The organism is Flexivirga meconopsidis (assembly GCF_026162425.1).
In the GTDB taxonomy this organism is placed as follows: Bacteria; Actinomycetota; Actinomycetes; order Actinomycetales; family Dermatophilaceae; genus Flexivirga; species Flexivirga meconopsidis.
On the sequence record NZ_JAOBQJ010000001.1, the window covers coordinates 820202 to 840588 of the forward strand.

General features: G+C 67.7%; 18 protein-coding genes and 1 tRNA gene. 5 read left to right on the top strand and 14 right to left on the bottom strand.

Translation table 11 applies throughout. The features are described from left to right. Positions 1-259 precede the first annotated feature (259 nt). Genes N2M23_RS03990 through N2M23_RS04005 form a run of 4 tightly spaced genes read right to left on the bottom strand, consistent with a single transcriptional unit; the run spans position 260 to position 6207 of the window. Positions 260-718 (bottom strand): flavodoxin family protein, encoded by a 459-nt coding sequence (locus N2M23_RS03990; protein WP_265443466.1) that lies wholly within the window; start codon positions 716-718, stop codon positions 260-262. After that, complete coding sequence (gene treZ, locus N2M23_RS03995) at positions 715-2478, bottom strand: malto-oligosyltrehalose trehalohydrolase (protein ID WP_265443467.1); 1764 nt, start codon at positions 2476-2478, stop codon at positions 715-717. The genes N2M23_RS03990 and treZ overlap by 4 nt, the downstream gene beginning before the upstream one ends. Positions 2479-2483: 5 nt before the next feature. Continuing rightward, positions 2484-4898 (bottom strand): malto-oligosyltrehalose synthase, encoded by a 2415-nt coding sequence (gene treY, locus N2M23_RS04000; RefSeq protein WP_265443468.1) that lies wholly within the window; start codon positions 4896-4898, stop codon positions 2484-2486. A gap of 28 nt (positions 4899-4926) precedes the next feature. Then, a complete protein-coding gene (locus tag N2M23_RS04005; RefSeq protein ID WP_265443469.1) occupies positions 4927-6207 on the bottom strand; it encodes a CapA family protein in 1281 nt (426 codons plus the stop codon). A gap of 163 nt (positions 6208-6370) precedes the next feature. On the opposite strand from N2M23_RS04005, the gene N2M23_RS04010 reads away from it, so the two are divergent. Beyond that, complete coding sequence (locus tag N2M23_RS04010) at positions 6371-6799, top strand: hypothetical protein (RefSeq protein WP_265443470.1); 429 nt, start codon at positions 6371-6373, stop codon at positions 6797-6799. Between the two features lie 75 nt (positions 6800-6874). Here the strand turns inward: N2M23_RS04010 and katG are convergent, their stop codons facing one another. The 7 genes from katG to N2M23_RS04045 form a co-directional block, all read right to left on the bottom strand. Further along, positions 6875-9067, bottom strand: coding sequence for a catalase/peroxidase HPI (gene katG / locus N2M23_RS04015; RefSeq protein ID WP_265443472.1), 2193 nt, complete (start codon positions 9065-9067; stop codon positions 6875-6877). Positions 9068-9088: 21 nt separating this feature from the next. Continuing rightward, positions 9089-9532 carry a Fur family transcriptional regulator gene (locus N2M23_RS04020; protein ID WP_265443473.1) on the bottom strand — a complete coding sequence of 148 codons (444 nt, stop codon included), beginning with the start codon at positions 9530-9532 and terminating at the stop codon, positions 9089-9091. 171 nt (positions 9533-9703) lie between these two features. Next, positions 9704-11170, bottom strand: a complete 1467-nt coding sequence (locus N2M23_RS04025; protein ID WP_265443474.1) for a bifunctional phosphatase PAP2/diacylglycerol kinase family protein — start codon at positions 11168-11170, stop codon at positions 9704-9706. Positions 11171-11197: 27 nt separating this feature from the next. Beyond that, positions 11198-12157 carry a DUF5996 family protein gene (locus N2M23_RS04030; RefSeq protein WP_265443475.1) on the bottom strand — a complete coding sequence of 320 codons (960 nt, stop codon included), beginning with the start codon at positions 12155-12157 and terminating at the stop codon, positions 11198-11200. Then, complete coding sequence (locus N2M23_RS04035; RefSeq protein WP_265443476.1) at positions 12154-12792, bottom strand: CE1759 family FMN reductase; 639 nt, start codon at positions 12790-12792, stop codon at positions 12154-12156. Before N2M23_RS04035 ends, N2M23_RS04030 begins: the two co-directional genes overlap by 4 nt. Further along, a complete protein-coding gene (locus tag N2M23_RS04040; RefSeq protein WP_265443895.1) occupies positions 12789-13928 on the bottom strand; it encodes an LLM class flavin-dependent oxidoreductase in 1140 nt (379 codons plus the stop codon). The genes N2M23_RS04035 and N2M23_RS04040 overlap by 4 nt, the downstream gene beginning before the upstream one ends. A gap of 103 nt (positions 13929-14031) precedes the next feature. Next, positions 14032-14583 carry a TetR/AcrR family transcriptional regulator gene (locus N2M23_RS04045; protein ID WP_265443478.1) on the bottom strand — a complete coding sequence of 184 codons (552 nt, stop codon included), beginning with the start codon at positions 14581-14583 and terminating at the stop codon, positions 14032-14034. A gap of 130 nt (positions 14584-14713) precedes the next feature. Between N2M23_RS04045 and N2M23_RS04050 the strand changes: the two genes are divergently transcribed. After that, positions 14714-15994 (top strand): glycosyltransferase, encoded by a 1281-nt coding sequence (locus N2M23_RS04050; protein ID WP_265443479.1) that lies wholly within the window; start codon positions 14714-14716, stop codon positions 15992-15994. Here N2M23_RS04050 and N2M23_RS04055 read toward each other — a convergent pair. Continuing rightward, on the bottom strand, positions 15957-16601 hold the full coding sequence (locus N2M23_RS04055; RefSeq protein ID WP_265443480.1) for a TetR/AcrR family transcriptional regulator: 645 nt from the start codon (positions 16599-16601) through the stop codon (positions 15957-15959). The two genes, N2M23_RS04050 and N2M23_RS04055, sit on opposite strands and share 38 nt — an antisense overlap. 205 nt (positions 16602-16806) lie before the next feature. Next, a complete protein-coding gene (locus tag N2M23_RS04060) occupies positions 16807-17442 on the bottom strand; it encodes a TetR/AcrR family transcriptional regulator (protein ID WP_265443482.1) in 636 nt (211 codons plus the stop codon). Positions 17443-17568: 126 nt separating this feature from the next. On the opposite strand from N2M23_RS04060, the gene N2M23_RS04065 reads away from it, so the two are divergent. Then, a complete protein-coding gene (locus tag N2M23_RS04065) occupies positions 17569-18474 on the top strand; it encodes an MBL fold metallo-hydrolase (protein WP_265443484.1) in 906 nt (301 codons plus the stop codon). A 56-nt stretch (positions 18475-18530) separates the two neighbouring features. Continuing rightward, positions 18531-18920, top strand: coding sequence for a carboxymuconolactone decarboxylase family protein (locus tag N2M23_RS04070; RefSeq protein ID WP_265443486.1), 390 nt, complete (start codon positions 18531-18533; stop codon positions 18918-18920). A 10-nt stretch (positions 18921-18930) separates the two neighbouring features. Here the strand turns inward: N2M23_RS04070 and N2M23_RS04075 are convergent. Next, positions 18931-19006: transfer RNA gene (locus tag N2M23_RS04075), tRNA-Lys, on the bottom strand. A 181-nt stretch (positions 19007-19187) separates the two neighbouring features. Here N2M23_RS04075 and N2M23_RS04080 point away from each other — a divergent pair. Beyond that, positions 19188-20387, top strand: a complete 1200-nt coding sequence (locus N2M23_RS04080; protein ID WP_265443487.1) for an alpha/beta hydrolase — start codon at positions 19188-19190, stop codon at positions 20385-20387.

A 20387-nucleotide genomic window follows, 5' to 3' on the forward strand; every position in this document is an offset into this window, starting at 1 on the left:
GTTGCGGCGTGTGTGCAGTGCGCGGGTTGGTGGGGTGCATAACGCGAAACGGTTGCGGCGTGTGCACGGTGCGTGGGCTGGAGGCGTGCATAACGCGAAACGGTTGCGCCGTGTGCACGGTGCGCGGGCTGGAGGCGTGCATAACTCGAAACGGTTGCGGCTTGTGCACGGTGCGCGGGCTGGAGGCGTGCATAACGCGAAACGGTTGCGGCTTGTGTGCGCACCACACGCCACGCGCGACACCGCACGTCGCCCCACCTCAGCCCGACGCGACCAGCGCGGCGAGCGTGCCGCCGAGTTCGGTGAGTGCCTCGCGCTGTGCGTCGGTGGGTGCGCGCAGGATCTCGACCGGTTCGGCGGCGAGCCGCCATTCGAGTCCGGTGGTGATCGACTCCAGTGATCTGCGGGCACCGGTGGTGTCGGAGCGCCCGTGGATCCAGAAGGAGAACGGTCGTCGCGAGACCTTCCCGCGGGTGTCGTCATAGGTGGAATCGAAGGCGTGCTTCATCGCGCCGGACATGTAGCCGAAGTTGGCGGGAGTGCCCAGCAGATAGCCGTCGGCGGTGAGAAAGTCATCGACGGTCGCCGACAGCGCCTCGACGACGTCGACGTCGACCCCCTCGATCTCGTCGAACCTCGCCCCGGCGAGCACGGCGTCGAGCAGCTCACGCAGCAGCGGGGTCGGGGAGTGGTGCAACACCAGCAGTCGGGCGCTCACGTGGGCGGTGCGGCTGGGTCGGGCAGCCGGACGATCGCGACGGACTCGGCGCCGACTGTGACGACCGGGCCGCCGGACTCAATGGCATCGGTCTCGACGTCGCCGAACGACGCCACCAGCTCGCCGGGTGAGGACATCTCGTACTGCCCGAGATTGCAGATCACCAGGTAGGCGCCACGGCGCACGGTGACACCGCCGCCGGCACGCCGCACGGCGGGCAACGCCGGCCACTGACCGGCAGTGCCGCTGCCGAGCGCGGGGATCTCGCGCCGGAGCCGGATGAGCTCGGCATACCAGTCGAACAACGTCGCGTGGTCGCCCTCGTGGGCTTGCGCCCAATGCAGTCTGGAGTCTTCGAAGGTCGAAAGTGCTTGCGGGTCAGGCACATCCGCAGACCAGCCGTGCTCACTGAACTCCGCGCGACGGCCCTTGGACACTGCGGCCGCAAGCTCCGGGTCCTGGTGGTCGGTGAAGTACTGCCAGGGAGTGGACGCGCCGAACTCCTCACCCATGAAGAGCATGGGCGTGTAGGGGCTGGTCAGCAGCAACGCGGCACCGCAGGCGAGGCGCCGGGTGCCGACCAGTTGCGAGAGCCGGTCCCCGGTCGCCCGGTTGCCGACCTGATCGTGCGTTTGCAGCGACACCACGAAACGCCACGGCTCGACCTCGGTCAGGTCGACGGGCCGGCCGTGGTGTCGTCCACGGAAGCTCGACCAGGTGCCGTCGTGGAAGAACGGGGTCGTGAGCACCTTCGCCAGAGCGTCGGTCTGCGCGAAATCCGCGTAATAACCTTGGGATTCGCCGGTCAGGGCGACATGCAGCCCATGATGCACATCGTCCGCCCACTGTGCGTGCAGACCGAGGCCGGCGCCGTGGTCGTCGCGCGGGCTCACGGTGCGCGGATCGTTGCGATCGGACTCCGCGATGAGCGACAGCGGCCGACCAAGCGAGGCCGCCAGCTCGTCGACCCGCCCGGTGAGTTCCTCCAGGAAGTGCACCGCCCGCTCGTCGAAGAGCGCGTGCACGGCGTCGAGCCGTAGCGCGTCCAGGTGGAAGTCGCGCAACCACATCAGCGCGTTGTCGATGAAATACCCACGGACCTCGTCGCTTTCGGGTCCGTCGAGGTTGACCGCCCAGCCCCACGGGGTCTGATAGCGGTCGGTGAAGTAGGGGCCGAAGACGGGCAGGTAGTTGCCGCTCGGCCCGAGGTGGTTGTAGACAACGTCCAGGCATACGCCGAGGCCCCGAGCGTGGCAGCCGTCGACGAACCGTTGCAGACCGGCGGCCCCGCCATACGCCTCATGCACCGCGTATGGCGAGACGCCGTCATATCCCCAGCCGCGCTCACCAGGAAACGCGACGACGGGCATCAGCTCGACCATCGAAATGCCAAGCTGGACAAGGTGATCCAGCCGCTCGATCGCGGAGTCGAAGGTGCCGCCGTCGGTGAATGTGCCGACGTGCAGCTCGTAGATCACCGAGCCCTGCAGGGGAGTGCCCGGCCAGTCGGCAGCTGTCCAACGGTGCGCGCCGAGATCGACCAGTGCGGACCGGGAGTGCGGCCCGTCGGGCTGCGAGAGCGAGCGCGGGTCCGGCCGCTCGTCACCTCCGTCGACACTGAACGCGTAGCGGTCACCGGGCACGGCCTCCACATCCGCGCGCCACCATTCGCCGTCGTTGCTCATCGGCGTCGTCGAGTCGCCGAGCAGCAGATCGACACTGCGTTCGGCCCGTGGTGCCCAGACTGCGAATTCGGTCATCGCTGCTAGTCCTCCTTCTCCAGGAGCGCGACGGGCCAACTGCCGAGCACGTCGGCGACCCCGAGGTGTCCGTCGCTGACGTGGCTGACGCCGGAGATGCGGTCGCGCCAGCGGCCGGCACCCAGTTGGAAGGTGGCGTTGGCCCAGCCGCCGGTTCGGGACAGGCGAGCCGGTGCGCGGGTCGCCAGCGTCACGAAGGTGCTGCGGCCGCCGCGACCGAAAGCCTCGGCGAGGCGGCCGCCGGGTGCCGACCGGCTGAAGCCAAGCAGGTGCTCGGAGCTGGATTCGACCGGGCGGTATGACGATTCGGGCCCGAAAACGCGCGGATGCTCACGGCGGGCACGCAACGCGGCGGCAACCAGGTGCAGCTTCTCGGCATCCAATGATCCGTCGCCGGTCTGCCTCAGCAACTCGCGCCGCCGGTCGTAGTCGACCGGTCGCCGGTTGTCCGGGTCGACCAGCGAGAGGTCGACCAGCTCGGCGCCCTGGTAGACATCCGCGACGCCCGGCATGGTGAGCTGCAGCAGTTTGGCCCCGAGCACCGTGGCGCGGATCGCACGGACGCCCGCCGCCAGCGCCCGGTCGATCGCCTCCCGCACAGGTCCGCCGGTCGCGGCGGCAAGCGCGAAATCGATGACACGGCGCTCATATTCGGGGTCGCCGTCGACCCACGCGGTGTGCAGCTTCGCCTCGCGCAGCGCCTTCTCCAGGTATGACGAAAGCCGCTCCTCGCTGATCTCGCCGACACCGAGCAGTGTCTGCCAGACGAAGTGCGCGGTCGGCCCGTCGACCCCTGCAGACTTGGCAGCGCTCAGCGTGACCGCCGAAATCGTCTGCCACGACTGCGGATCGCCACCGACCGCGAGCAGCCGGGCGCGCACGTCCTCACTGCGCTTGGTGTCGTGGGTGGACAGCGTCGTCATCGTCCGCGGCCAGTGCTGCTGCTGGTCGGCGGCCGACTCGTGCAGCGCCTGCGGCGACGAGACCGGCAGCCGGCTCGGGTCGCTGCCGACCTCGTTGAGCGCGATGCACTCGTGCCACCGGTAGAACGTGGTGTCCTCGATGCCCTTGGCCATGACCGGCCCCCAGGTTTGTTGCAGCCGGACGCCGAAATCGGTTGCGGATGCTTCGTCTTCGGCCAGCGTCGTCAGCGGCACAAGTGCATCCAGCTCGGTCCGCAGGTCCGGTCGGCGGTTGACCGCCTCAGTGAACGCGTCGCGCAGCCGGGCACGGGCGGTCTGCGACAGCCGGTGGTCGGGGCGCACATACGCGCGGTAGACCTCGCCCGCCACGAGGAGCTCGATGACCGCCTCCCGCAACCGCTCCGGGTCGAGATCCGGCAGTGTCTCCCGGGCACGGCGGGTCAACCGGTCGACCTCGGGACCGAGCGACTTGTCGACCACCTGGCGCTTTGCGGTTTCCACCACGTGCGCGTAGTCCGGATCGCCTCCGGCCGCCACCCAGGTGTCGTGCAGCACCGACGCGTCGGCCGGATCGGTGAGCGCCTCCTGGACGACGCGCAGCGCGTCATACCCGGTGGTGCCGGCGCACGCCCACGAGGACGGCAGGCGCTCACCCGGCTCGAGGATCTTCTCCACCCAGATCGGGGTGCCCTTGGCGCAGGCAGCGGTGAGGCGTTCGAGATAGCCGGTCGGGTCTGCGAGGCCGTCCGGGTGATCGATGCGGAAGCCGTCGATCAGCCCTTGATGATGCAGCCGCAACAGCAGGCGGTGGGTCTGTTCGAACACCTCCGGCAACTCGACCCGGACGGCGATCAGCCCGTCCACCTCGAAGAACCGGCGGTAGTTGAGCACCTCATCCTTGTCCCGCCACGAGGCGAGCCGATAGTGCTGGCGTTGCAGGAGTTCGGCGACATCGTCGGTGGTGTCGGTGCCGAGCGCGAGCGGCCAGACGTGGTCGTAGTAACGCAGCACCGGCTCGTCGCCGTCCGACGCCTTCTCCAGGGTGATCTCGCCGTCGGCGAGGACCTCGTCGAGCGGCTTGCCCAGCACCGGCAGACCGATCCGGCCGCCGCCGGCCTTCCAGTCGATGTCGAACCAGTCGGCGGTCGCGGCATCCCGACCGTCGCGCAGCACCTGCCAGACCTGCTGATTGAGCACTTCGGGCGCCACGAACGCCATGTGGTTGGGCACGACGTCGACGACGATGCCCAGGCTGTGCTCGTGGGCAGCGGCAGCAAGGGCCTCGAAGCCGGCCAGTCCGCCGAGTTCGTCGCTGATCCGGGCGTGATCGACGACGTCATACCCGTGCATCGAGCCGGGCGCGGCCTGCAGGATCGGCGACAGGTAGAGGTGCGAAACGCCAAGGTCGGCGAGATAGCCCACCTGCGCGGCCGCGTCGGCGAAGGTGAAGCCCGCGTGCAGCTGCAGCCGGTAGGTGCCGGTCACTCCTCGAGCCATGTGCCCATCATGCCGAAGCGCCGCCGGTCTACTGCACGGCCTGTGCTCCGCAAGGGTTGCCGTTCGCGGTGAGCACCGAGGTAGTCCGTTGCCACGACTGCGGATTCGACTTCGGCGTCACCAGCTGTATGACGTGCCCGTTCTGCCGGTCGACGTAGGTCGGACGGAACTTCTGGCTCAGGCTGACGTTGCCGGCGTTGTCCCGAGTGAACGTGACGTACATCAGCACGCCGTCCTGCGTGGCGGCCGGGAGGCTGAGCACACCCAGTCCCTGCGAAGAGATCGCGTTGCCGAGGCTGTAGCTGACCAGTTTGCCGTTGATCTTCTCGCACGGCTGCACCTCGTGCGGGTGGTTGCCGATGATGTAGTCGACCTGCCCGGAATTCAGGATGCCCGAAGCGAATTGGCGCTGTTCGGCGCTCGGGTTCGGGGTGTATTCGATGCCCCAGTGCATGGACACCAGCACCAGGTCCGCGCCCTGGGCGCGGGCCGCCTTGGCGTCGGCGACGATCCCGGCGACACCGACCACCGAGTAGAGGTTCTTGGCGAACCACGGCGCTCCGGTGGGCACCTTGGTCTGGTTGCCGATCGTGTTGTCCAGTGTCCAGCTGTAGGACAGCTGAGCGATCTTCAGGCCCTTGGCCTCGTAGAAGACCGGCTGGCCCGGCGTCGACGCGTCGGGGCCCGGGCCGGCCGCCTTCAGCCCGACCTGCTGCATGATGTCGCGGGTCGAGCGGGCGCCGGCCAGTCCGCGGTCGAAGGCGTGGTTGTTGGCGGTGCTGCACCCGTCATACCCGGCGCCCTTGATGGCGGAGGCGAATTCGTGCGGCGCGTTGATGCTGATGCCGTGCGACAGATCGGTGTCGGTCTTGGTGAGCGGCGTCTCCATCTGGCAGATCGCCACGTCCGCCGAGCTCACCGGGCCCTTCACCTGCTCGAACATCGGGCTGAAGTCGTAGCCGGTGCCGCCGGCATTGCGCTTCGCGTCGGCGATCAGCTCCGGGTGCGGCAGCTCGTCACCGGACACCAGCACGGTGACCGACGCCGGTTTGCCGGTGATGCGAGGACCGGCCTGCGCCGATCCGCTGGCCGACGCCGAGCTCGAGCCAGCGCTCGACGCGCTGCCCGATTGACCCGACGGGGCGCTCGATCCCGTTGGTGTTGCCTGCGATCCGCCGGTCGACGCGGCGTTCGATCCGCCGTCCGAGCCGCTGCTCGTGCACGCCGCCAACGTCAACAGTCCGCTGGCCGCTACCGCCGCGAACGCGCGACGCCGTGCCCGGAAAATTCCCCCGATACGTGCCCTCATGGGCGCGATGGTAGCCCGCGAACCGGTCCGGGCTCGCCCCATCGGGCCGCGGCGTTATGGCCTTGCGACGTGTTACCCACACCACAACCGCCCGATCTGCGGTAACTTCCGGGTAAGTGACCGACGAGTACGGTGGTAGTTCCCCGTCCGAGGAGTGCAGCACATGGGAATCTTCAACTCGCCCGTCAAAGCCGCGCCCGGCTCTGACCTGAACGCCAAGCAGGAGGGCCTGCTCTGGGTGGTGATCACCCTCGGCGCATTCATCCTGTTGCTCTTCCTCAACTTCATCTTCCAGCCGGACACCTCGTCGCTGCCCGGCCCGACCTGGCTGACCGGCCCGGTGCTCGGCTTCGTCGTCGGCATCATCGCCTCGCTGCTGGTCAAACCGCGCAGCTGGCAGGTGCAGTCCTGGGTGGTGCCCGGCATCGTCCTGGTGCTGGTCATCCTGTGCGAGTTCTTCCAGGGCGACGCGCAGTGGATCGGTCAGACCCTCGCGACCTTCTTCGTCGGCTTCGGCGGCGGCGCACTGTTCTTCCGCGCCGCGGAGAAGCAGCACGAGTACGACGTGGCGCACCGTCAGGGGCGCGCCTGAGGGTCGCAGCCCCCGTCATACGAACAAGGAAGGGCCCGTGGCGATCGCGCCACGGGCCCTTCTCGTATGCCGCTGCTACTTCTTCACGTCGAACCGGTCGTTGTCCATGACCTTCGCCCAGGCGGCGACGAAGTCCTGCACGAACTTGGCGGCGGCGTCGTCGGAGGCGTAGACCTCGGCGACCGCACGCAGCTCGGAGTTGGCGCTGAACACCAGGTCGGCGCGGCTGCCGGTCCAGGTCTGGCCGTCCGGCCCGGTCGCCACGTAGGAACCCTTGGTGTCGCCCGGCTTCCAGTCGGTGGTGAGTGCCAGCAGGTTGACGAAGAAGTCGTTCGTCAACTGACCGACACGGTCGGTGAGGACCCCGTCCTTGTTGTCACCGGTGTTGGCGCCCAGCACCCGCAGACCGCCGATCAGCACGGTCATCTCCGGTGCGCTGAGATTCAGCAGGTTCGCCCGGTCGATCAGGTGGTACTCCAGCGGGGCGACCGGCTCGAAGTCGGTGTAGTTGCGGAACGGGTCGATGCGCGGCTCCAGGTAGGCGACCGAGTCGACCTCGGTCTGCTCCTGGGTGGCGTCACCGCGGCCCGGCGTGAACGGCACCTCCACGTCGTGTCCGGCGGCCTTGGCCGCCTGCTCGACGCCGACGTTGCCGGCCAGCACGGTCGCGTCCGCGAACGAGATGCCGGTGTCCTGCGCGATCTGTCCCAGCTTGGTCACGACCGGCCCGATGGCCGCCGGGTCGTTGACCTGCCAGGAGTTCTGCGGCTCCAGGCGCAGGCGGCCGCCGTTGGCGCCGCCTCGCTTGTCGGAGTTGCGGTATGACGCAGCCGCGGCCCAACCGGTCTTGACCAGGTCGGACACCGAGAAGCCGGCGTCGGCGATCTGCTGCTTCGCGGCCGCGATGGCCTCGGCGCTCGGTGCCTGCGTCTGCGGGACCGGGTCCTGCCAGATCAGGTCCTCGGCCGGCACCTCGGGTCCGAGGTAGCGGGACTTCGGGCCCATGTCGCGGTGGGTCAGCTTGAACCACGCACGCGCGAATGCGTCGGCGAACTCCTCGGGCTTCTCCATGAATCGGCGCGAGATCTTCTCGTATGCCGGGTCGAAGCGCAGCGCAAGGTCGGAGGTCAGCATGCGCGGCTCGCGCTTGCCGTCACCGGACGCCTCCGGCACCATGTCGGCCCCGCCGTTGTTGACCGGGCGCCACTGCTTGGCACCCGCGGGGGAGTCCATGAGCTCCCACTCATAACCGAACAGGATGTGGAAGAACTCGTCGTCCCAGCGGGTCGGGTGGTAGGTCCAGGTGACCTCCAGGCCGGAGCCGATGACGTCGACCGTCTTGCCGGTCTGGAAGGGCTGCTTCCAGCCGATGCCGTTCTGCTCCAGCGGCGCGCCCTCGGGCTCCGGGCCGACCTCGTCGGCGGGCGCCGCGCCGTGGGTCTTGCCGAAGGTGTGGCCACCGGCGATGAGGGCGACGGTCTCCTCGTCGTTCATCGCCATCCGGCCGAAGGTCTCGCGGATGTCGACCGCGGACTTCAACGGGTCGGGTTCGCCGTTCGGGCCTTCCGGGTTGACGTAGATCAGGCCCATTTGCACTGCGGCCAACGGGTTTTCGAGGTCGCGCTCGCCGGTGTAACGCTCGTCGCCGAGCCACTCGGTCTCCGGGCCCCAGTAGACGTCGTCATCCGGCTCCCAGGCCTCCGGGCGGCCGCCGGCGAAGCCGAACGTTTTGAAGCCCATGTCCTCCAGGGCCACGTTGCCGGCCAGGATCATCAGGTCACCCCAGGAGAGCGCCTGGCCGTACTTCTTCTTGACCGGCCACAGCAGGCGGCGGGCACGGTCGAGCAGCACGTTGTCCGGCCAGGAGTTCAGCGGGGCGAAGCGCTGCTGCCCCGTGCCGCCGCCACCGCGGCCGTCCTGGACGCGGTAGGTGCCGGCGCTGTGCCACGCCATACGGATCATCAGCGGGCCGTAGTTGCCGAAGTCGGCCGGCCACCATTCCTGGGAGCTGGTGAGCAGCGTGCCGATGTCCGCCTTGACGGCCGCGAGGTCCAGCTTGCTGAATGCGGCCGCGTAGTCGAAGTCCTCGCCCAACGGGTTGGCGACCGCCGGGTTCTTGGCCAGAATCTTCAGGTTGAGCCGCTGCGGCCACCACTGCTGGTTGGCGTCACCCTGCGTCGGCGGGATGAGATTGTGCATAACCGGGCATTTGCCGCCCGCGTCCTCATCGTTGATCTCAGCCAGAGGCTGTTCGTCGGTGGTGCTCATGACTTCCTTTCGGTGTCGTACTCAGGTGGGTGAAACTTTTTGCGCGGCAACGCAATCGGGGCACACACCCCAGTAGATGACCTCGGCTTCGTCGATCTGGAAACCGTGGTCGTCTGTGGTGTGCAGGCACGGCGCCTCGCCCACGGCACAGTTGACGTCGACGACCGCGCCGCAGGAGCGGCAGACGAGATGATGGTGGTTGTCACCGACACGCAGCTCGTAGCGTGCGCCCGAGCCCGCGGGCTGGATGCGGCGCACCAGGTGCGTGTCGGCGAAGGTGTTGAGGCAGTCGAAAATGGCCTGCCGGGAGACGGTCGGCAACTGCTCGCGGACCGACTCGGCGATGACCGTGCTGTCAGCGTGCGGATGGTCGCGCACGGCGGTCAGCACGGCGAGCCGAGGCTGCGTCACGCGCAGACCGGCCTTGCGCAGCGTCTCCTCGAAGTGGTCCGGCACGTGACTCACCCTTCCGAGTTTTCTGGACCAAGTCAAGTCTTCTCCGCCGGTCGAGTAGCCGGGTCTAGCTGGTCGAGTAGCTGGGTCTTGCTGGTCGAGTAGCCGGGAGGAGCGAAGCGGGGGACGGCGTATCGAGACCAGTGTCGTATCGAGGTCAGTGTCTATCGAGACCAGCTGCGCTCAGAACGCTGCGTCGTGACAGAAGACGGTCAGCGCCCGCCGGTCGGCGCGCACCCGCAACGACTCGGTCATCTCGCCGAGCTCTCCGTCGCGGGCCACCCTGACCGGGCCGTTGAGGATGTCGATCTGCATCTCGGGAGCGCTGAGCTCGTGATAGCGCTTGTTGCGCGCCAATTGCCCGGTCAGCAACGCTGCCAATACTTTCAGCTGTCCGAAGGGTCCGGCGACGTCGAGCATGCGCAGGTCGACCAGGCCGTCGCTCATCTGCTCCCGGAATGCCGGTGCGAAGCCACTCGGCTGGTACTTGCCGTTGCCGAGGAAGAGCAGGTTGATCTCGCTGGTGGTGTCGTCCACCCGCACCCGCAGGTTGCGGTCCTTGACGACCAACGCCGCCCACGCCGCGGCGAGCGGCTTGCCGATGCGTCCTTCGTACTTCTCGCGAATCTCCACGAAGTCGGTGTAGGCACCGATGCTCGCGGTGTTGAGGAAGATCTCGTCGTTGAGGTATGCCGCGTCGACCTTGTCCGCGGTGCCGCGTTTGACTGCCGTGATCGCGGCGTCCAGGCCGAATGCGCCGACGTCCTTGGCGAAGTGGTTGAAGGTGCCGGCCGGGAAGACGGCGAGCGGCACGCCGGCTGCGATGGCTGCCGCTGCTGCCGAGCGGACGGTGCCGTCACCGCCGGCCACACCGAGAACCTCTGCCCGAGAAGCGGATTCGCGCATCACCTGCTCGACATCGTCCTCCTTGCGGAGTTCGACGACTTCCACGTCCGCCAGCTTGCGTTGCACCTTGCGCAGCACATCCGCACCTTGCCCGCTGTGCGACGCGGGGTTGACGACCAGCACGACGCCGCGCCCGGTGGGGCGCTCGCCGAGCTGCAGGGGAGCACGGTGGTGCAGGTGCTTTTCGGGTGGCGCCGCCGGCGGCACGAGCTTTCCGCCGATGCGGGCCACCGTGCTGCCGAGGAACCAGCCGGCGACCACGTCGGAGGGGTAGTGCGCACCCGTCGCGACCCGGGACACGCCGACCAGGCCGGCGAGCGCCCGCAGCGGGTAGGCCAGCGCCGGCAGCTCGAGGCTCACCGCGGTCACGAAGGCGGCGGCGCTCGAGGCGTGGCCGCTCGGGAAGCTGGTCGAGGTCGGCAGCCGCCGGGACATCCGGCTGAGGGGCACCGACCGCAAGGACGGTCGCGGTCGCCGATTGGTCCGTTTCGCAATCTGATTGGTGATGAGGCTACTCATCGCGATGGTGGCGACACCACGCATCGCCGCACGTTGTGCACGCCGCTTGCGACTCACCCCGAGCAGGGCGGCAATGCCGAGCCAGAGCTTGGAGTGGTCCGCTGCATCGGTGAGCCGGGGCATCAATCGGTCGAGCAGCGGACTGTCGGTGGTGGCGAGCGCCTCGAACACCGACACGTCCAGGTCGTCGACGTCCTGCACTATGCGGGCGGTCCAGTCGGGCATCGGTGGCTGCGGCCTTTCGGGAGTGGATCAGTAGAGGGGCGACCGGTCGGCGCCGTGATAGATCTGCGCGTCGAGCCGGTGCGGGTCGACGTCGAGCAGTGTGCGATCCCAGTTTCCGAGATCGGCCGCCAGCCCATAGGTTTCGTTGAGGAATGCCTGCACCATCGCGTCCGGGTCGTCGCTGTTGCGCACCTCGTCGTAGGGCAGGATCCACTCGCCCAAGGTGTCGTCGAACTTGCCGACGCTGACCTTGCCGGACCGGAAGCCGTCGGGCTCGGGGTAGGCGTAGGTGTAGAACGAGCCCTCTGCCGAACCGCCGGCCCAGAAGCCGGCCGCGAAATTCTCCCGGCTCTCGGCCTCGTCCATCACCCACGACGGCAGGTTTGGCACGTGCAGCGCCGGCGGTGGCTTCGGCGCGCCGCGCCCGGAGAAGCGCACGCAGGACAGGTCGAGAGACCCCCAGAACAGCTGGGTCGGGCTGTCCTTCCCCGCGAAGCCGGCGCGCCAGATCATGAAAGTCCTTTGCACAGCTACCAATTGACGCCAGAAGGTTTGCGCCGCCGATGCGTTATACGGGCGAGGCTCGGTGTCCTCGGCGAACGGCACCGCCGGGTCGACCTCGTTGGGGCTGGGCACGATGTCGCAGCGCAGGCGCAGCGTCCGGAGCGCGTCCTGCACCTCGCCGTAGAAGGCCGCGACCGATTTGGCCTCCAGTGCGATGGCGACCTCGTGGCCGTCTGCGCGACGGAGATAGAACTTGTGGTCGATGAAGTCGAACTCGGCATCGAAGGGGTGACCCTCGAAGAACATCATCCCGGTGCGAAAGCCGCGAGCGCTCACCTGGAAGGTGACGTTCCACCAGTGGTTGACCAGCGGAGTGGAGACCATCTCCATCTTGCCGACGATCTGCAGCCAGAGGTGCAAGGTCTTGCGGGTGTCGGTCCAGCTGTCGACCGCCAGGGCCGGCCAGGTTTCGGTGTTGGTCATCGGTGCTCCGTTCCATTCGGGTTGCCGGTGTTGGGTATGCCGCCGAGCAGGGCGCGCATCTGATCTAGTTCGTCGCCGCCAGCGGGGGCGGGCGTATGTCGAGGCCCGCACGCAGTGAGGAGCCTGACGAATCCTGCTGCGGCGCGGTCGATTCGGGGGCTGAGGTCGCTGCCGTCACCGCCAAAATCGCTGGTAGCGGCATACACGGCCGTGGGAGCGACGATCGCGTGTAGGTAGGAGAACATCGGGCGCAGCGAGTGCTCAAGCACCAGGGAGTGTCGTTCGGTGCCGCCGGTGGCCGCGATGAGCACCGGCATGCCGTCCAGGCTGGGCAGCGGCAGGACGTCGAAGAACAGTTTGAAGAGTCCACTGAACGAGGCGTTGAACGCCGGGGTGACGGCGATCAGTCCGTCGGCAGAGGCGAGCGTGTCGAACGCGGACTGGAGCTCCGGGCTGACGAATCCGGTGAGCGTGGCGTCCATCAGCGCCTTGCCATAGAGCCGCAGGTCGATCACCGGCAACTCGACGCTGCCGGCCGGCAGATCCTGCCGGACCGCCTCGGCGAGCCGGTCGGCGAGCAGCCGGGTGCTTGAGGGTTCGCGCAGTCCAGCCGTCACCACGGCGATGGTGGTCATGCCTGATCATCCTTCGAAGTGGTTGGTGCGCTTTGGGGTTCGGCTTTCGGGGCGGTGTCGGCAGCTTCCTTGGCAGCCAGCAACGACGCGTGAGTCGGAGCGTCGGGTACGTTTGCGGGCCGCCCCTTTGCAAACTCTTCCCGGAGCACCGGCACGACCTCCTCGCCGAGCAGATCGAGTTGCTCGAGCACCGTCTTGAGCGGCAGCCCGGCGTGGTCGATCAGGAAAAGCTGGCGCTGGTAGTCGCCGACGTACTCACGGAAGCCGAGAGTGCGCTCGATGACCTCCTGCGGCGACCCGACGGTCAGTGGCGTCTCCCGGGTGAACTCTTCGAGTGACGGCCCGTGGCCGTAGACTGGCGCCTCGTTGAAGTAGGGCCGGAACTCCCTGACCGCGTCCTGGCTGTTACGCCGCATGAAGATCTGGCCACCGAGTCCGACAATCGCTTGCTCGGGGGCCCCGTGGCCGTAGTCGGCGAAGCGCTGTCGGTAGAGCTCGACCTGTTGCTGCGTGTGCGACGGCGGCCAGAAGATGTGGTTGGCGAAGAACCCGTCGCCGAAATAGCCTGCCAATTCAGCGATCTCGGGAGACCGAATCGATGCGTGCCAGACGAAGGGAGGCACGTCGTCCAGTGGGCGCGGTGCCAGTGTGAAGCCCTGGAGTGCGGCCCGGAATTTGCCGCTCCAGCTCACGACCTCGTCGTCCCAGACGGTGCGCAATAGCTGGTAGTTCTCGACGGTCAGCGGTATGGCGGCGCGGATGTCCTTGCCGAACCACGGGTAGACCGGCCCGGTGTTGCCGCGGCCGAGCATGACGTCGGTGCGGCCGTCGCACAGGTGCTGCAGCACGCTGAAGTCCTCGGCGATCTTCACCGGGTCGTTCGTGGTGATCAAGGTGGTCGATGTCGACAGCAGCAGGTGCTCGGTCTGGGCGGCGATGTAGGCCAGAAGCGTGGTCGGAGACGACGGCACGAACGGCGGGTTGTGGTGCTCGCCGGTCGCGAAGACGTCGAGGCCGACCTCGTCCGCCTTCTTGGCGATCGCCACCGTGGCCTTGATGCGCTCGTGCTCGCTCGGCGTTGTGAGTGTGGTCGGGTCACGCGTCACATCGCCGACCGTGAAGATCCCGAACTGCATTCCGCTCATTCGATGCATCACCCTTGCACGTGGTGGCCGGTGGGTGGTCAGTCTTTCAGACGGCTGGCCGAAGTTGGGCGGAGTCGGAGCATGAGGCGCACCTTCAGCGGGATGCCGCTCGCAGGATGGCGGCCACTCGCTCGGCGGCCCATCGGCGATACCGATCGGCCGACCAGCCGCAGCGCAGCACGAAATGCCCGTATGCCGTGTGGGAGACGACGAACGTCAGCTCATCGGTGACACCGTGGCGCCGAGCAGGCGGGACGTCGCCGTGCGCGGCGAGCATCCCCGCGAGGTCGTCTCGCTGGCTCGTCAGCAGTTGTTCGCGCAATGCGGCCGCTTCGGGTTCGGTTGCCGCAGCTGATTCCAAAGCCTGGTAGATCCCGCTCGAGGCGGCGAAGCCGTTGACCACGGGGAGTAACAGTCGCGCGACCACCGAGCTGTTCGACAGGTCGAGTGAACTCAGCTCGAACGGCGGTCGGGACGGGTCGCGCTCGTCGCCGATGAAGGAAGACTCGAAGGCTGCCCGCAGCAAATTCGCTTTCGGGCCAAGCGATTTCACCGTCTCGAGGCTCACCCCGGCTTGCTGAGCTACTTGCGACAAGGTCGTCCCGGCATACCCGTGCAGCGCGAAGAGTTCGGCCGCGGCTTGCACGATGACTGCTCGGGTGCGTCGAGCGCGGTCGGCGCGAAGCTGTGAGTGATATGCCCGTCTGGCCGGCGGCATCGATACCCTCCAAATTGACTACCCTTATAGTGTAGTCAATTAACACCCGGGAGGTTCGATGAGTTCAGTGCTTGTCTGTGCAGCGCCGTTTCAGGGGCACGTGGCGCCGGCGTTGGCGGCCGCGGAAGGCTTGGTGCAGCGCGGGCATCGCACCCGTTTGCTGACCGGTAGCCGGTTTCGCGATCAGGTCGAACGTGCCGGCGTGGAATGGGTCCCGCTACCCGCGGAGGTCGACTTCGACGAGACTGCGATGGACGAATGGTTCCCGCAGCGTCGGGAGCTGCGCGGACTCGCCCAGGCGAAGTTCGACCTCGAGCACGGCTTTCTGCGGCCGATGACGGCGCAGGCGAGTGCGATAGACCGCCTCATCGCGGCTGAGCCCACCGACGCCGTTCTGGCCGAGACGATGTTCTTCGGCGTGATCCCACTCGCGCTCAACACCGGGCCGCGTCCCCGGGTGGTTGCGCTCGGCTGCAACCCGCTCAACCTGCCTGCCGTGGGCGTGCCGCCGGTCGGCACGGGGTGGGCGCCCACCACCGGCGTTGCCGGCCGAGTCCGCAACGCGGCGGCGCGCTTGGCGATTGAGCGCCTCGTCTTCGGTTCGTTGCAGTCGGCGGCGGCCACGGCAGCCGCCGGCGCAGGCGCTCGACTGCCGGGGTTCGTCATGGACTGGCTGTCGTGGGTCGACGAGATCGTGCAGCTGACCGTCCCCGGGTTCGAATACCCACGGGAAGGGACGGTGCCGGTGCGATTCGCCGGGCCGCTCTCGCGCAGCGGCGACGGGGATCACCCGCTGCCGGACTGGTGGAGCGGCCTCGATCCGGACCGGCCAACCGTGCTGGTGACACAGGGTTCGGCAGTCCCCGATCCGCACAACCTGATCCTGCCCGTCGTCGAGGCGACGGAGGGGATGGCGCTCAACCTGGTCATCTCGGCGCCGGATTCCATGGACCTTGGGCGGCTGCCGTCATACGCGCGGCGCAGCCCGTTCCTTCCGTATGACGCTGTGTTTCCTCGGTTGTCGGCGTTCGTCACCAACGGCGGGTATGGCGGGGTCGGCTTCGCGATCCGGCATGGCGTCCCGGTGCTCTCGGTTGGTGCGTCCGAGGACAAGGGTGAGGTCGCGGCGCGGGTGCGCTGGAGCGGTCTGGGCATCGGGATTCGGCGAAACCAGATCCCCCGCGCCCGTGCTGAGCGGGCACTGCACCGCCTGCTGTCGCAGCAGGCATATCGCCGATCGGCGGCCCGCCTGCAGCGGCAGGCAGCCGAAGCGCCCGGGATCGAGTCCGTCGTCGCGGCGGTCAGCGACCGGCGGGGAGCACCGAGTCGATGGTCGTGACGATGTGCTCGGCGACCCACCTTCGGTATCGCTCACGCGACCACCCGCAGCCAATGACGAGGTGTTCATAGCAGTGGTGGGAGAAGGTGTAGATCAGGACGTCCGCGACGCTGCGCCGCCGCCGTGCCGAGAGTCCCGGGTGCTGGGCGAGCATCTTCAACGTGTCGGACCGGTGCGCGAACTGCAGGTCCTCGAGCAACGACGCCGCCTCCGAGTCACAGGTTGCGGCGTCCTCGATCGCCCGGAGCACGCCCAGCGACGCGGCCATGCCGTCGATCACCGGTTTGATCACCCGGGCGATCGCCGCCACATCGGTAGCATCGAAATCCGCCAGTGGGTATGTCGCGAGATCGAGCTCCTGCTCGTCCCCGGCGAACCGCGCCCAGAACGCCGCACCGAGCAGCCTGATCTTCGGCCCATGCTCCTCGACCACGTCGAGGCACACTCCGGCGAGCCGCGCGATCTCCGTCAGCGTCGTCTGCGAATAGCCCTGCGACTCGAAGAGTTTGGCAGCCGCTTCATGGATCCGGTTCCGATCGTCGGGGCTGGACACATTGTGCTCGACGCCGGCATCGTCCGGCTGAGGCTGCTTCTTCGCGCTGACCATTTGATCAGACTAGGACCAGCAAGTTTTGGGTGAGGCTGGTGGGTATTTCACCAAATCCGCGGACGTGCGCTTGTGTGCATCGTGCACGAGAGTCCTGCACCGGCCCTGCGCGAGGTTCCATACTGCGGTCCGCGACGTCGTCCTGATGTCCGTGACGCCCGAGCCACTCAAGTGAGACAGAAGTCGGAAGCTATTGACCGGGAGTCTATGCCTCGGTGTGGTTGGAGCCCACCGCCGGGATTGGCGCTGAGTGTTCGTCGCGCAGACCGTACATGGTCGCTCGCACGAGCCGGTCGCTGAGCAGATCCAGATCAGTGGGGCCGTTGCCGCGTACGAGGTTGAGGTGTGCCAGCTCGGCAAGTCCGTGTACCGCCGACCACACCAGGAAGTCCGCGCCCGGTCTGGACTGCCGGGGAAGGGTGCCGCTTTCCACGAGACGATCGAGTTCGTCGTCCAACACCTGGTGCGGATGCGGATCGACCGTGCCGGTTTGCCGCTGCCGGGCCGGGCTGAAGGCCAGTTGCGCGGCCGCTGGCTCGTCGCACGCCCACCGTACGTAGCAGCGAGCGTAGGCACACAACCGAGCGAGGACATCACCACCACCGGCGGACTCGGTGGCCTCCCGCAAGGCTTCGCCCAGTCGATTCAGCGCGCGGATCGAGAGTGCGGTGAGCAGATCATCGCGTGATGCGAAGTGGTAGTAGGCCGCACTGGCGCTGACCCCGACACGCGCCGACGCCTCGCGCACCGACCAGCCGTCCACGCCGCGCTCGGCGACCAGATTGCCCGCTGTTTCCAACAGTGCCTCACGCAGGTCCCCGTGATGGTACGAACTCGACATACTTGCAACTTAACACTGATCAGTTTGCCTGTTACGGTGAACCTACGCATCTGAACAACGATCAGATAGGGATACCTGATGGGGCACCGCGAACGGACCGAAGTAGCTGATCAACACCAAGCGGCGATGTCCGCAGACGCGCCGCCCGACGTCTCGATGAGTCCCGCGCCGATCGTGCAAGGCGAGCCGGCGCCCGTGGCCGACGGTGTGTTTGTCATCCCGGATCGGCGAGTCGAGCTCGTGCCGAATGTGGGCATCGTGGTCGGCGACACGTCGGTGCTGGTGATTGACACCGGCATGGGTCCACGCAACGGCTCGTACGTGCTGGAGCGCGCGCGGGCGCTTGCCCCTGGGCGGAAGATGTTCCTCACCGTCACCCACTTCCACCCCGAGCACGGGTTCGGCGCGCAGGCGTTTCGCGATGAGGCGACCATTGTCTTCAACCGTGGACAACGCACCGATCTGCGGCGCAAAGGACCGGGCTACCTCCAGATGTTCCGCGGGCTGAGCGCCTCCACTGCCGAGTACCTGGCCGGCGTCGAATTGGTCGACCCGGACATCACCTACGAAGGGGAACTGGAGCTCGACCTCGGCGCCCGCACCGCGCTGCTGCGCTCGGTCGGTCCTGCACACACCGGCTCGGACCAAGTGGTACTCGTCGATGACAGAGTGCTCTTTGGCGGGGACCTGCTTGAGACGGACATCTTCCCGATCACTCCGTACTTCCCGCCGTATGACACTGACACGGACGGGGACGGATGGATAAGACTCTTGCACGAGCTGATCTCGTGGCAGCCGGAAGTCGTTGTCCCCGGGCACGGAGAGGTAAGCGACATCAACCTGTTGCACCGCGTTGCCGAGTACCTGTCGTGGGTACGCGACGAAGCCCGTCGGATCCGCCGAACCGGGGTGTCCGCCGACACCGCGGTTGCCACGATTGACGCAACGGCGCGCCAGCGTTGGCCGCGATGGGAGCGACCCGAATGGATCGCGCATACGGCCCGCGCATTTTACGACCGGGCCGAGTCATGAAAGGCACGGAGGCAGCCGCGGTCGAGTCAGCGGCGGTACGTTCTCGAGGGATTGGCGTGTACGCCGCGATCCTTGGGGCCCCTGAAGACAACGTGCCGGAGCAGCTGGCCGCTCGCGTCGGGACGATGTTTGCCGACGCGGCGATTGCCGCCGCCGGCGGCGGCTCATGGTCGAACCCCGCCCTGACCGACCGGGACCGCAGCATTGCAATCATCACGGCACTGACCGCCCAAGGTGTCACCGACGAACGCCTTCGCACGCACCTCACACTGGCGCGCCGACACGGTGTCAATGACGCTGCGCCGTCCGCCCTGATGGTCTTGCTGGCAAGCTACCTGGGATTCCCATCCGCGTCGCAAGCCATGGAGACCGTCACGACCACCCGCAGCAGCGCCGGCGGAAAGCCGCCGGCTCACGCCTCAGGATCGACGTCCCCGACGTCATGACCAAAACAATTGGTGGGCCCTGTGGGGCTCGAACCCACAACCTACGGATTAAAAGTCCGCAGCTCTACCAATTGAGCTAAAGGCCCCTGCGTTGCGGTGGCCCAGCGTAGTCGGCGCCCGCGTGCCCGTCACATCCGCCCGACCGCCCGCCCGGGCCGTCACGTAGCCTGCGCCGTACGTGCAGGGGGCTGCCACCGTCCGTCCAGTTTGACCGATGACCATTCGAGTCCAGGTGGCGTGTTCGTAAGTCGGGGGAGTGGGTGAGCCATGGGCCCAAACGGTCTGGGCACGATGATCGCGTTGTGGCTGCTGACGGCTGGTGTCGTCGGCGTGACGGTGTGGTTCTGGCAGTTCATCGGTGAGCGCAGCATCCGGGGCATCGCCGCCCGGCTGGCCACCCAGGTCGCGGTCATCGTATGTGCTCTGGCCGCTGCGACCGCCACGCTCAATCACGAGTACGACTGGTATGTCGGGTGGGGTGAGGTGCGCGACGCGGCGCTCGGGGTGCAACCGTCGGCTGCCAAGGGCGAGACAAAGGTCGCCGGCGCGAAACCGCAACCGCGGGTCGACCCGAAAATGCAGCAACAACAGGATGATTCGGCGGTAGCGAAGTTCCGGGCAACGCGGGTCGCGACGGAGCGCAGCCTCAAGCTGATCCCCAGTCCGGGACCGACAGGTCAGTATGTGCGGGTCACCGTGCCGGGTCTGACCGGCCTGCCGAAGGGCAGGCGTCTCGGGCGGGTCATCGTGTGGCTGCCTGCGTCATACACCGATCCGAAGCAGCAGGATCGCCTCTACCCGGTCATCGAAGGCTTCCACGGCGCACCCGGCGGCCCGCTGGACTGGAAGCTGGTCGACCACGTCGAGGGAGTGATGGCCAAGGCGATCGCCGACAAGAAGGTCGGCGAGCCGATCCTCGTCTTCCCCGACTACATGCCCGGCGCGGTCGACACCGAATGCCTCAACGGCGGTGCCGTGCAGATGGAGACCTGGCTGACCCAGACCGTGCCGCAATGGATCAGCGCACACTTCCGGGTGCGCACGAGTTCGGACTCCTGGGCAACCATGGGCTACAGCGCCGGCGGCTGGTGCTCGGCGATGGCCGCGCTGCTCCACCCGGACCGGTATGCCGCGAGCATCGTCATCGGCGGCTACTTCACCCCGGAGCTGACCAACTGGAACCCGTTCGGCAAGGCCGGCCCGCCGGCACGCTACGACCTGCTGCAGCTCGCGGCGGACCGCCCGCCGCGGACCAGCCTGTGGCTGCAGGTGGCCGACGCCGACCCCACCTCCGGCAAGGTATCCGCGCAGCTGGCCAGGGTCGCGCGCCCGCCGTTGTCGGTGACCACCTTCAGCCAGCCCGGGGTCGGGCACCGCATCTCGGTCTTCATGGCCGCGCTGCCGGTCGGCCTGGGTTGGTTGGGCAAGACCCTCCCGGCCTTCGCCCCGGCGCGAGCCGCCTCCTGA